Origin of the sequence: Streptomyces sp. 5-10, assembly GCF_014712245.1 — a bacterium.
GTDB classification, from domain to species: domain Bacteria; phylum Actinomycetota; class Actinomycetes; order Streptomycetales; family Streptomycetaceae; genus Streptomyces; species Streptomyces violaceusniger.
On sequence record NZ_JACVYG010000004.1, the window covers coordinates 258,811 to 271,807 of the forward strand.

The 12,997-nt window shown below is 68.4% G+C and carries 9 protein-coding genes; 5 read left to right on the forward strand and 4 right to left on the reverse strand.

From position 1 onward, the window contains the following. Nucleotides 1–2: 2 nt before the first annotated feature. A complete protein-coding gene (locus IEJ02_RS07335; protein WP_191063965.1) occupies nucleotides 3–278 on the forward strand; it encodes a hypothetical protein in 276 nt (91 codons plus the stop codon). Here IEJ02_RS07335 and IEJ02_RS07340 read toward each other — a convergent pair. The 4 genes from IEJ02_RS07340 to IEJ02_RS07355 form a co-directional block, all read right to left on the reverse strand. Then, nucleotides 266–931 (reverse strand): hypothetical protein, encoded by a 666-nt coding sequence (locus IEJ02_RS07340; protein WP_317985748.1) that lies wholly within the window; start codon nucleotides 929–931, stop codon nucleotides 266–268. The genes IEJ02_RS07335 and IEJ02_RS07340 overlap by 13 nt on opposite strands. Continuing rightward, nucleotides 928–5,496: a hypothetical protein gene (locus IEJ02_RS07345; RefSeq protein ID WP_317985749.1), complete on the reverse strand. Its 4,569-nt coding sequence runs from the start codon at nucleotides 5,494–5,496 to the stop codon at nucleotides 928–930. Before IEJ02_RS07345 ends, IEJ02_RS07340 begins: the two co-directional genes overlap by 4 nt. A gap of 435 nt (nucleotides 5,497–5,931) precedes the next feature. Next, nucleotides 5,932–6,120, reverse strand: a complete 189-nt coding sequence (locus tag IEJ02_RS51045) for a hypothetical protein (protein ID WP_223863504.1) — start codon at nucleotides 6,118–6,120, stop codon at nucleotides 5,932–5,934. A 721-nt stretch (nucleotides 6,121–6,841) separates the two neighbouring features. Further along, the gene (locus tag IEJ02_RS07355; protein WP_191063967.1) at nucleotides 6,842–7,945 is read right to left on the reverse strand and encodes an ROK family protein; all 1,104 of its coding nucleotides are present in this window, start codon (nucleotides 7,943–7,945) and stop codon (nucleotides 6,842–6,844) included. Nucleotides 7,946–8,109: 164 nt separating this feature from the next. On the opposite strand from IEJ02_RS07355, the gene IEJ02_RS07360 reads away from it, so the two are divergent. The 4 genes from IEJ02_RS07360 (at nucleotide 8,110) to IEJ02_RS07375 (ending at nucleotide 12,904) form a co-directional block, all read left to right on the forward strand. Further along, entirely contained in the window at nucleotides 8,110–9,693 is a 1,584-nt protein-coding gene (locus IEJ02_RS07360; protein ID WP_191063968.1) for an alpha-amylase family glycosyl hydrolase, read from the forward strand. Between the two features lie 46 nt (nucleotides 9,694–9,739). Next, the gene (locus tag IEJ02_RS07365; protein ID WP_191063969.1) at nucleotides 9,740–11,029 is read left to right on the forward strand and encodes an extracellular solute-binding protein; all 1,290 of its coding nucleotides are present in this window, start codon (nucleotides 9,740–9,742) and stop codon (nucleotides 11,027–11,029) included. 145 nt (nucleotides 11,030–11,174) lie between these two features. Next, complete coding sequence (locus IEJ02_RS07370) at nucleotides 11,175–12,077, forward strand: carbohydrate ABC transporter permease (RefSeq protein WP_191063970.1); 903 nt, start codon at nucleotides 11,175–11,177, stop codon at nucleotides 12,075–12,077. Further along, nucleotides 12,074–12,904, forward strand: coding sequence for a carbohydrate ABC transporter permease (locus tag IEJ02_RS07375; protein ID WP_191063971.1), 831 nt, complete (start codon nucleotides 12,074–12,076; stop codon nucleotides 12,902–12,904). Before IEJ02_RS07370 ends, IEJ02_RS07375 begins: the two co-directional genes overlap by 4 nt. Nucleotides 12,905–12,997: the final 93 nt, after the last annotated feature.

The window sequence follows — 12,997 nt, forward strand, 5'->3', positions numbered from 1 at the left end:
CGATGCTGCCCACCGAACCCCCGCTCTCCCTGCACCGCCTGCTGGCGCCGGTCCCGCCGGCCCGCCCGCAGGAAGTGGCCGCGGCCACCCACCAGACGCCGGCCCCGGCCCCCGCTCCGGCGAAGCCGCCCACCCCCGCCGGGCATCTCCTCGTGGCGGGCCAGAACCAGGTGGGCAACGCGGCGGTGGCGGAGGCGGCGGCACGGACGAACCCGTCCTGCCCCCCGCCGACGGGCACGGTGGTGCTGCTGAAGCCGAAGGCCGCTCAGCCCTCCTGACGCCCGGTCGCCTGCCTCCGCAACGTACGGACCAGCTCCAGGGCCCCGCGCGCCTCCTCCACCTCCCCGCGGTCCACCGACCCGGCGCCACGGTTCCATGGCTGGTGCAGCTCCTCCTCGAGTCGGCGGAGTTCGTCGACGTGCACCTCGTACAACACGTCGAGCAGGGAATCCCCGCAGCGCACCGCCTCCGCGTCCCGCAGCTCGCTGTACGGGTACGGCGCCGCGCGAAGGCAGAAGGCCGTGGGCCGGTCTGCCCGCAGCTCCTCGAACCGGTAGCACACGACGCGGTCGTCCCCGGCGGACGTGGCCGCGGGAATCTGCGCCAGCGGCAGCAGCCCGGGGTCCAGGGCCAGCACCAGCTGTTCGGTCTCGGCCAGCGGACCGGGAACCTCTTCGGGGCCGCCCTGTTCGGGCGGGACGGCCAGCTGCCAGGGCTGATGGGTGAAGTAAGCCAGCAGGTCGAGGTCGGACAGCCCGGCGCCGGCCAGGACGAAGACCTCTTCGGGGAAGTCGGTGCCGTAGGCCTCGCGCAGCACCTCGCGCGGCCCCAGTCCGCTCGCGTACAGCGCCCGCGCCAGGCGGGCCATCGAGGCGTAGTCCTCGCGCGACGCCTCGTCCCGCAGCCGGCCGATATCGGCCTCCGGGTTCACTGCTGCTCTCCTCCGCTCTCCGGCGCGTCCCTCATGGCCTCGTCCAGCGCCGTGCTGACACTCTCCCAGTAGGTGTGCAGCTCGGGGGCGGTCATCGCCCTGATGATGTCGGAGACCAGATCGCGGGCCCGCTGGACGGCCTGTTTGCGCCGCTGGTCGCCGCCCGAGCCGCGGACGAGCCGGTCCACGGTTTCCGCCAGCCGTTGGAGCTCCGCCTGGACGCCGGCACTCTGGGCGGTCAGCCTGGGGTTGTCGGCCATGAGCATCGCCACGTTCTCGACGTGGACGAAGACGGTGTCCCGCAGGGTGAACCGGAGCCTCTTGGACATCCCGGGATTCGCGTAGAAGTACTCCCGGGAGAGGGTGTGGGCGCTGGTGTAGGACTGCGACTGGATGATGAGCGCGTACATCCGGTGTGCGACCCGGATGGCTTCCTCCGCGCCGCCCCTGGCCCGCATCTTCCCCCGCGCGGCGCGGTGAACGTCGGAGGGGCGCACGGTCAGTCCGCGGTCCTCGTCGTCCGGCTCCGGACTTGTGGTGGTGGATGCCTCGGGCGCGTAGGCGACGGGCAGCTCCTCGCCGAAAACCTCCATGTACCTGATCCGCAGGGTGCGTCCTTCCGCACTGCCGATTCCGTAGAGCCCACCCTGGATCTGGCGCAGGGCGTGGAGGCGGCTGTGCTGGAACAGGCCGTCCGGCCGATGGCGGTCCCACGCCTTGATCAGCATGTTCGGCTCGGTCGGGTAGAGCATCTGCGGGAACCGCTTGCCGATGACGACCCGGATCGCCCGGTCCAGCGCGTTGGCGAGCAGGGTGAGCTGCTTGGGGCGCTGGTCGCCCTCCGGGCTCCAGTTGAAGCCCCTGAAGTGGTAGCCCCCGATGGTGATCTGCGGATGGCTCTCCATCGCGTCCAGGATCTGCTTGTACGCGGCGAGAACCCCCGTCGTCTCGGACACCGCGACCCCGGTGTCGGCGTCCTGGCCCAGGATGTGGACCTGGTCGTTGGCCTCCGACAGGATCGCCGTCGCCTCGCGGGTGTACGAGGAGTTCGTCACCTCCTCGCGGAAGAGGCCGTAGGGGAGTGCGCCCTTGTCGCGCAGACCCTTCTCCTGTTGCTCGGCGATGCGTTTCTCACTGTCCGTCTTCAGATCCCGGTACTTCTTGCGGACCTCCGCCATGGGGACCTCATGGCCGTCGTTGTGGAGCCACCTGGGCGTCCAGATGAAGCCGAACACGGCCATGATGAGCTTCACCGGCCGCTTGACGGCGTCGATGGCCTTGTTGAGGACCTTGCTGTCGTTCTTCTGGTCGAGGTGCTCGAAGGTGTTGACGCCGATCACGACGGCCGTGCTCACCGGCCCGAAGTGCTTGGTCTCGGGACTCTTCCACGCGTCGTGGAGATAGCGGGCGGCCATGCCCGGGTTCACCTGGCCCGGGATGGTCGCGATGTTGACGACGAAGCCGGTCCGCCGGTCCCGCCCCGCCATGGGAAGGTTCTTGATCGGGTTGAGCTGGTCGACCACCTTCCCATGCTTCCTGATCTTGAAGTTCCCCTCGGCCGGGCCGATCTTGTAGGGGAACTTGTCGCCCAGGTCCTCGACCGGGGTCTCCGCCTCCGGGTTGATGGCCACCTTGATGCGGTACTTGTCCCCGGTCACCTTCTTGAGCCGGATCCGTGTGAGGCGGTGCCGCCGCTTGATGCCCGGGAGCCCGCGACGTACGGACTTGACCGTCGCCGACTCCTCGTTGAGCAAGTGCGTCGCATCGCGCACGGCGGCGTCGAGGGCGCGCTTCTTGTCCGCCGCGGTCCGCTTGTCAGGCCGCTTGTCGGGCCGCTTCTTCTTCGGGTCGCGTCTGCGCTTGGGCCTGCGTCGGTCGGGGCGGCGCCGCTGGTCCGGACGGGTTCGGCGGCGCGGCCTGCCCGGGTGTTTCCGGTCCGGGCGGCGCTTCGGCTTCGGCTTGGGCTTCTTCTTCTCGAACGTGACCTTGATCTTGGACCAGAGCTTCTTCACCAGGCCCACGATCTTGTCGATCACCCAGTCCACCGCCCGGTCGACCGGCTTGGACATCGCCTGGACGATCTGCTTGACCCGGGAGGCGATCCCGCCCACGCCCAGGATCGCGGCCAGGACACCCAGCAGAACGGGGATGGAGCGGGCCAGGGCCTGCTCGATCAGGCCCGGCACACCCCCGCTGCCGCCCCTCGCGATCGCGATGACCGCGTCGAGCACGGTGTTCACGAACTCGATGATCTGGCGCGCCTGGGTGACGATGAAGCGCACGATGTCGATGATCAGCTTCACCGCCCGGACGAACGCCGACGCGGGGTTGAGCAGCGAGATCACCCACATGATCCCGGCGACGACGATCGTCGGTGTGACGTAGGCGATGACCTTGTCCAGCAGGTCCTTCTTCAGGTCGCCCACGCGGGCCTTGAGGTCGTCCCACATCCCGGCGACGCCCCGCTTGCGGACCTCCGCGACCAGCGGCACCGCGGTCTCGGCCGCCGCGATCGCCGGTTCCATCTTCGGCACCTTGCGGACGATGCGGGAGCGGATGTTCTGCCAGGTCAGCCCGAGCAGGGAGGCGAGCATCTTCAGCACGCCCTGGACATCGAACTTCGACGGCAGTTCGATGCCCGCCTCGGCCGTCTTGCCCAACAGCCACGACAGGATGCCCTGTTGCAGATGGCGGCCGATGTTCGCCAGGAACTGCCGCAAGCCGGCGCCGACCGCCGAGACCAGGTTGCGCAGGAAGCCGATCGGGTCCTTGAGGATCAGCATGACCGCCGACGCGGCCTTGGCGAGGACCGACAGCAGCAGCCGCTTCAGCTCCAGGATGGTGTTGATCACGGACTTGACCGCGTCCACGGCCTTGGCGACGAGGCCCTTGTTCTTCTCCTTCTCCGCCGTGATCTCGTCGTCCACGGACTTGAGCGCGTCGGTGTACTTGGTGGCCAGCGTGTCGACGAGTTGCGTGCCCTTGTCGTCCACGGACTGGGTGAGTTCATCGAACTTGTCGGCGAACTCGGCGGCCGCCTGCTGCCCGATGGACCGCAGATCGGGCGGAAGCTTGCGCACCGCGTCCTGCAACTCGCCCCGGCCCTGCGCGATACGGCGCTTGGCCCGGTTCAGCTCGGTGCCGATGGTGTCGGCGACATCCGAGATCACCTGCCGCATCCGGCGGACGTAGTTGTCGCGGGCCTCCTCGAAGATCTTGTCCGCTTCGGCGGGCAGTCCGGCGAACTTGTCCCGCACCCAGCGGAGTTTACCCGTCACCCCCGAGTACCGGCGGTCCTTGTACTCGTCCATCTTCCGCTGGTGCTCGGCGGTGAACGCGTCCCGCGCCGCCTTCTCACCCCGGCCGAACTGGTCGTCGACCAGCTTGTCGAGGCCGTTGAGAATGGCCTCGACATCCTTCTTTATCGTGTCGAAGACCCCTTGCAGGACCGCCGTGACCTGGGCCCGCTTCTCCTCGTCCCGCCCCTTGGCACCGGACTTGCCCGTCCCGACCTGCTGACCGGTGCGCACCCGCTGGGCGCCCATCGCGCCCATGGCGGCGGCGCCGAGCCGCCTCGCCTGCGCGGTGGCCGCGTTCAGCTCCTTCTTCTCATGCCCGCGCATCCGGCCGGGGGCCACCTCGGAGTGCCGTTCGGCGGCCTTCTTCTCGCCCAGGGCGCTGGTGAACGTCGGCTCGTTGGACTTCTTCAGCTGTACCTCGGTGACCTGCGCGTCCGCCATCTGCCGGTCGACCTGTGCGGGTCCGGCGGAAAGGTCGGTCGCCGACGGTGGCAGCTTGTCCGGTACGGCGTTGGCCGGATTCGGCGTGCCCGGGGTCCCCGGGGGCCGGTCCGGGGTGAGCGGTACGACCTTCTTGGGGACGGCCGCCGAGGTGTCCGGCGGGGCGGCGGTTGTCGTGGCGATCTGCTCGGCCGAGTCCGCCTTTCCCTCGCCGACCTTGCCGTGCACCTCCGCGCGCACCTCATCGGCCTTGCCTGAGCTGGCGAACTTGTCCGCCTCGTCGAGGTTCTTCGGCGCCTTCTCGGCGATCGCCTTCTCGACCGCCCTGATGAACGCGTCCTTGTCGAAGTCCTTCGGCTTGGCCTCGTTCATCTTCTCCGCGTTGGCGGTCTTGCCCTGTGCCTCTTCGTCGTCCTTGGGCGGCCGGGCGGCGTCCTGCGCGGCACCGACCTCCGCCTTCGGGGGCGGGTGCGAGGCCGCCACCGAGCGCTGCTTATTCCGTACGTCCTTCTTGAGTGTCGCGGACTTCGGGTCCGCTCCCGGGCCGGGACGCGCCTTGACCTCGGGAGCGGTGGCGGAGGCCGCGCCGGCGGGCGCCGGCTCCGCCGTGTCCCCCCGCGCCGCTTCGGCCGTGGGCGGCTCCTGCCGAGGGGCGGTCTCGGTACGGCGGGCCGCCGCGACCGCGCCATTGCCGACCGTGTCCTGCCCGGCGGGCCGCAACCGGGTGGAGGAGAGCGGGGGCGCCGCCGGTCCGTGTCCGCCGGACAGGGCGGCCGTCACCGCCGCGTTGGACAGGGGCACCTGGCGTCGCCCGGGGTCGCGCACATCTGGCCGATCCTGTGCGGGGGCCGGTAGCGTCTTCGACACCCTGGGCCGCAGGGCGAGAGCCTTCGGCGGTGGCATCGGACGGAACCCCTCCCACGCGTGTCGGTGCCGACAGGAACGTGGCGTCCCGCTGACACTCCCCGACGAAGGGTGACAGCACGGGCGTGACGAGCCCGTCACCCCCGTGTTCTCCCAGCGTCTCCACGGAGCGCGGTGGCCGGAGCCGGCGCCGGGTCAGGCCCTGCGTATGTCGAGACGGCTGATTTGCTCAGGATCGTCGATCGGCGTGGGTAAGGCGTGCGGCCGTCTGGCGTTCGCGATGCCCTGGTGCGGCCGGTGTGCGTTGTAGAACTGCTCGAACTCGCGCAAGATGTGAAGCAGGTGCCGATGGTTCCAAACCAGGGTGCGGTCCAGGAGTTCCCGTCGGCAGGTCTGCTACCCACCTTCCATGGTCGAGTTCATTCTCGGCATCTGAACGCCGCTGAGCACGACCTCGATCCCCGCGTCCGCCAGGATGGCATCGAACAGGGCGGAGAACTTTCCGTCCCGGTCCCTGATCATGTAACGCGCTCGGCGGCCCGCGTCCTCAAGATCCATGACGAGGTTCTTCGCGGTCTGCGCCACCTCTGAAGAGGTTGGGTGCGCGGTGGCACCCACCGTGCCAGGCGCAGCACCAGGGCCCGCACGGAGTGCACGGTCCGAGGCCGTCCCGAACGCTTGGGCCGGGAGGCGGCAGCATGGCGGCGGACGAGAAGGTCGCGGTGCCAGCGGAGCACCGTGTCCGGACGCACCAGCAGCCGCACTCCGCGGAGCACGTCCATGGGGAGCCGGTGCAGCAGCGCCGCCAGAAATGCCCGGTCGCCCGGGGTGAACCGTACCCCGGTCCTGACCGAGTTGGCGTTCCAGCACCGTTCTCCGGCCGACCTCCCGTACACGGCGCGCACCTCCTCCCACCAGGGCGGATGAGGTTCTCGGCACGAGCGGCGCTGCCCCGCGCTCCCCTGACTAGCGGCCGGTGAAGTCCAGCACCTCCAGCGCCCGGTCCCCGGCCGGAAGAAGGCAGGACACGGATCCGAGCGTGAAGACCCCGGACCCTCGTTGGCCACCTCGTGCCGGTGCCTCGACGCGCACGCTGCCACCGCCCTCGTCGGCCGACTCTACCGCGACCGGTTCGCACCAACTCCAAGCGCAAATAGGGGAATTGGCTCCGTCAGACTGCTGCGGCACCAGCCGCAGCACTACCGGCACGTCGACACATGCGACCCGGAGCGGACGGAAGGCTGCCGAGCGCCAGCTCGGCGCGTGAGCGAGGACGGCTGCGGACGTTCCACCGTGCGGCGTCGCCTCACGTGGTGCCGGTGAAGAGTTCGTCTTCCAGTTCATCGAGGGCGAGGCGGATCGCGCCCATGGCGACGTTCTGGTCGCCGAAGTGTGAGGCTTCGACGGGGATCGGGAACAGACACAGTTCGTAGAGTCGGCGGCGCAGCGGCTCGAGGAGGGTATCTCCCGCCTGCGACACACCGCCGCCGATGACCACCTTGTCCGGGTCGACGACGAGGACGGCCGCGGCGATGCCGGTGGCCAGGTCGTTGATGAGTTCCGGCGTGTCGATGGGCTTGTTGGCGGCCAGTGCGTCGCGGACTTCGTGCCAGCGAGCGGCTCTGAGTACGCCGATCTCTCCCGCGGCCCCGTGCCGTCCCTGACGTACGTGCCCGTCGATCAGGATGCCGACCGCGATGAGGTGCCCGGCCAGGATGTAGACGACGTCCTGGGCGTCGGCGGCGGTCCCGCGCCAGTGTTCGGCGAGCGCGCCGAGGTTGGCGTCGTTGCCGGCAAGGACTGGCCCTGAACCGAGGCCGGACAGTGCCTCCTTGAGATTGACGCCCTCCCACCCGGCCAGGGCCGGGGACCGGAGCACTGTTCCGGTGTGCGGATCGACCGGGCCGGTGGTTCCGGCGCCTACGGCCAACACGTCGGCGAGGCGGATCCCTGACGCTCTCGCGGCGCGTTTGAGTGCGGTGCGCGCGGCAGTGATGCGGGCGGCTTTGTCGAGGTCTGCCGACACCTCGATGCGGTGGCTGCCGCGGATGGTGCCGGAGAGGTCGGCGCAGAGTGCCAGGATTTTGTGGATGCCGATGTCGACACCGAGCACGTATCCGCGTTCGGAGCGGAACCGGTAGCGCTTGGCGGGGCGGCCCACCGGCCGGGGTGCGTCGGGGTCGGGGACGATCTCGGCGACCAGTTCGCGCTCGGTCAGCTCGTCCACGGCGTCCTCGACCATGGGACGGGAAACACCTGCCCGCCCGGCGATCTCCGTCAAGGTGAGGCCACCGGTGGAGCCGTCGTCGAGCGGGCGCGAGGCGTCCGCGTGGAGCACACGCAGGGCCGCCACTGTCGTGGCACGCTTCCACGGCGCCCCGTACCAGTGTTGGGGGGCACCCGAACTCATAGAAACATCTCCGACCTCTTGACGCTGCGACCACCTGGTGCAAACATCCTAGCTTGCGGCGAGATATTAAATCCACCTGCATTACTAATTCAGAGCGATCGCGCCGGAACACCCAGTCTCTGCCGGTGCCGGCTGGCTCTCCCTGCGAAAGGCCGTACCGCCTCATGTCTCAGTCCCGTACCGCGCTCTCCTGGCTGTCCGATGCCGTCCTCTATCAGATCTATCCGCAGTCGTTCGCCGACTCCAACGGCGACGGCATCGGCGACCTGGCCGGCATCGTCGAACGCTTGGACTACCTGGCGTGGCTGGGCGTCGACACCGTCTGGCTGAACCCGTGCTTCGCCTCCGAGTTCGGTGACGGCGGCTACGACGTGGTGGACTACCTGAGCATCGCCCCGCGGTACGGCACGAACGAGGACGCGGCGAAACTGATCGACGCCGCAAGCAGCCGTGGCATCCGCGTCATGTTCGACCTGGTGCCGGGGCACACCTCGCACCGGCATCCCTGGTTCCAGGAGTCGGCCAACACCCCCGGTGACCACAGGTACATCTGGTCCGACCGCATCGCCTCCCCGATGCGCGAATGGATTCCCAACCAGGGCGCGCGCGGCGGCTTCTACCGGGCCAACTTCTTCCCGATCCAGCCCGCGCTGAACTTTGGTTACGCCAGGTCGGACGAGACCGAGCCATGGCGGCAGCCCGTGGACGCCGATGGGCCCATGGCCAACCGGGCGGCTCTGCGGGACGTCATGGCCTTCTGGTTCGACCGAGGCGTCAGCGGATTCCGTGTGGACATGGCCTACTCCCTGGTCAAGGACGACCCGGGCCAGGTGGAGACGGGCAATCTGTGGAGGCAGATGCGCGAGTGGATCGATCGCAGCTATCCGCACTGTGCCCTGCTTGCCGAGTGGGGTGACCCCCGATCCTCCATCCCGGCCGGCTTCCACTCCGACTTCTTCCTGCACTTCGATGGCGACGCTCTGCGCTCCCTGTGGGACAACAACACGGGCAGCATCGGCCCCTGGAGCGACGGCCAGCCGTGCTACTTCGACCCCGACGGCAAGGGGTCGATGGAGACCTTCCTGACGGCGTGGAACGAAGCCGAGGCGGCGGCCGACGGCGGCGGCCTGGTGGCACTCCCCACCGCCAACCACGACTTCTCCCGCCTGACCTGCGGTCCGCGCACTCGCGACATGGTCGCCCCGGCCTTCGCCTTCCAGCTCACCTGGCCCTCGTTGCCAGTCATCTATTACGGCGACGAGATCGGCATGCGATACCTCCCCGGCCTCCCCGACAAGGAAGGAAGTCAGCTCGACACCCAGGCCCGCCAAGGCTCACGCACCCCCATGCAGTGGGACGACGGCCCGAACGCCGGGTTCTCCACCGCACCCGCCGACCGCCTCTACCTGCCGATCGATCCGGATCCCGACCGGCCCACCGTCGCCTCCGCCCAGGCGACCGAGACCTCTTTGTTGCACCAGGTCCGTACGCTCATCCACCTGCGCAAACAGACGCCTTCGCTGGGTGCTGACGCACCAGTGCGGGTCCTGCACCGCGACTACCCCTTCGTCTACACCCGGGGCGACAGCCACCTGGTGGTCATCAACGGCTGTCAAGAACCGGCCCGCGCGCCGTTGTCCGATGCCGACGGTGCCCGCCCGCTCGCCGTACATGGAGTAGAGATCACTGGCGGTGAAGTCCGGACCCAGGGCTTCTCCTACGGAATCTTCGAATTGCCCGCGTCCTGACCACCACCTCGCCACCACGCATCACAGATCATCGCTAGGAGCAGCAATGGATCGTCGGAGATTCCTCACCGGGAGCGGGGCGGTCATGGCCGCGGCCTTGACCGGTTGTACCGCGGGCAGCAAGTCGTCCTCGTCGTCCGGCGGCGACGTGGAACTGTCGTTCCTCACCTTCGAGACGCCCAACCTCGACGCCGCCTACTGGAACGCGGCCATCAAGCGGGCCTCGAAGCAGGTCCCCGGAGTGAAGATCAAGAAGCTGGTGTCGCCCGTCGTCGACCGCACCGCCTACGTCAAGCAGCTCGACTCCTCCGGCCAGATGCCCGACATCATGCCGGCGATCAACCCCCAGGGGTTCGCCCAGGCGGGCAAGCTCGCCGCATTCACGCCGCAGGAGCTGACAAAATTCGTCTGGTCGAAGTCCAACGCCATCGACGGCAAGATCTACCAGCTGCCGTATAACACCCAGGCCGTGCCGTTGGTGTACTACAACAAGGCCCTCTTCGCGAAGGCCGGCATCTCCGCCCCGCCCACGACATACGCCGACTTCCTCGAGGTGTGCGCGAAGCTCAAGGCCAAGGGCATCACACCGATCGTTGTCGGTGGCGGGGGCAAGGACACCTGGGCGGACATGTACCCGCTGATCGCCGCCATCGCCACGGATGTCTACAAGGGCGACCCCCGGTGGCTGGCCGAACGTGCCGCGGGCAAGAAGAGCTTCGACGATCACGCCTTCGTCAAGGCGGTGGACAAGGTGGCCCAGCTGGCCAAGAAGGGCTACATCGACAAGGCAGGACTCAGCCGCTCCTACACCGACACGGAGAAGGCCTTCCGCGACCGCAAGGGTGCCATGTACCCGATGGGGTCGTGGTTCCCGGCGTCCGCCGACGCCAAGAAGCCCGGCTTCGAGGTCGGTGTGTTCGCCTGGCCCACCGACGACGGTTCCCTCGTGGTGCCCGCCTTCACCGGCGGCGGGCTGAGCGTCAGTGCCAAGGCCCCGGACGTGGAGCTGGCCAGGAAGTGGGCGCTGGCGTTCCAGCTCGACAAGACCAACCTCGACGCCGTCGTGAAGTCCGACGGGGCGATCATCGCGATCAAGGGCTACCAGCCGCCGAAGGGCATGGGCCCGGTCTACCAGGACACTCTCGCGGTCTATGAACAAGCGCTCAAGAAAGGCCGTGTGACCACTGCCTTCTCCCAGGAGAACGGCGACGGGTCGCTGCTGCCCGGCCTGTCCGACAAGGCAGCCCTCGGCGTGCAGGACCTGATCACCGGCAAGAAGTCGGCGAACCAGTTCGCACGGTTCCTCGACAGCGAGTGGACCAAGGCCGAGCAGTAGGAACGACCCAGCGGTGCCCGGCCGCCCCCACAGACCCCCAGGCACCGCCCCCGAAAGGAGCGCCGTGATGACGGCGACACATCCTGGGACCGCCACGCAGGACCCACCCGCCGAGCAGAGTCCGCCTGCGGGCCGCCCGCCACGCATGAGTGGTGGGCCTTCACGCACAACGCGCAGGTTCGGTCGGCTGAGCCACTTCGCTCTCTTCGGCCTGCCGTCGCTGGCGCTCTACGCCTGCTTCGTCCTGGTCCCGATCGGCATCGCGGGGTACTACAGCCTGACCAATCGCAACCCGTTCAATCCACCCATGAAGTGGGTCGGACTGCGCAACTACCGGACGCTGGCCGACGACCCCGACTTCTGGAAGGTGCTGACCAACACCCTCGTCATCACCTTCGTCGTCACGATCGCCGCCAACGCGATCGGTCTGGCCATCGCCGTCCTCCTGGACCGCCGCGGCTGGCTCTACAACGCGCTGCGCGGCGTGTTCTTCACACCCGTCGTGCTCAGCGGAGTCGTGGTCAGCGTCATCTGGCAGTCCATCCTCACCGACGACGGCCTGCTCAACACGACGCTGCGCAAACTCGGCGTGGACCACCCGCCGGGCTGGCTGTCCGACCCGGGCCTGGCCCTCTACACGCTGTGCTGGATCCTCACCTGGCAGATGATCGGCTTCTGCGTCGTGGTGTACCTGGCCGGGCTGCAGGGCGTGCCGCATGAGCTGCACGAGGCCGCGACCGTCGACGGGGCAGGGCCCTTCGAGCGGTTCCGCCACATCACCTGGCCTCTGCTGGCCCCGGCGCTGACCATCAACACGGTCATGATGCTGATCAGCACCTTCAAGACCTACGACCAGGTCCAGGTCATCACCAACGGTGGCCCCGGCGACCGCACCACCAGCACCATCGCCTTCGACGTCATCCAGACCGGCCTGGTGGGCAACCGCAGCGGCTACTCCTCCGCCGTCGCCGTGGTGATGCTCGTCTTCGTCGCTGTCGTGTCCACGGTGGTCCTCCGCCTTCTCCAGCGCCGCGAGGTGAACGCATGAGCAAGCAGACCAGCGGATGGCTGCGCCCGATGGTGGCCACGTTCGTCACCGCGGTGTTCTTCCTGCCCCTGTATCTGGTCCTGGTCAACGTCTTCAAGCCCGGCAGCAAGATCGTCGACTCGCCCGTTGGACTGCCGATCCCGCCGACCCTGGACAGCGTCAAGCAGGTCTTCACCCGCTCCGACCACCTCTTCTGGTACGGCCTCATCAACAGCCTCGAGGTCACCGCTATCTCGATCACGGTGCTCACCGTCCTGTCGGCGATGTGCGGCCATTTCCTGGCCCGCAGCCATGGGCTTGGTGCACGGATCATGCTCGTCGTGATGCTGGCGGGGCTCATGATTCCGCCGGCCGTCATCATCGCGCCGATCACCGAAGTGCTGCGTGACTTCGGGTTGATGTCCACCGTCATGGGGCTCGTCCTGGTCAACGTGGGTTACTACGTCCCCTTCGGTGTGTTCGTCTTCGCGGGATTCGTCAAGACCATCCCGGTCGAACTCGAACAGGCAGCGGCCATCGACGGCGCCGGCCGGATGCGGACCTTCTGGCAGGTGGTGTTCCCGCTGCTGCGGCCCGCTTCGGCCAGCGTGCTGATCTTCCTCGGGGTGTGGATCTGGAACGACTTCCTCAACCCGCTGATCATCCTCGGTCCGGCCGAGGGCACCACCGTGACCGTCGGTATCTACCGCGCCATGGGGGAGCACCAACAGGACTACGGCCAGGTCTTCGCGCTGATGTTCCTGGCCACCCTGCCCGTCCTCGTCTTCTACCTCGCCTTCCAGAAGCACTTCGTCAAGGGCCTCACCGCAGGAGCCAGCAAGGGCTGACGCCAAGGTTCACCGGCCGGTGCCCCCGGGGCCGACCGGACGGGATGCCCGTGCAGATTCCACCGCGCCCTACAGAAGCACATCGTGAAGGGG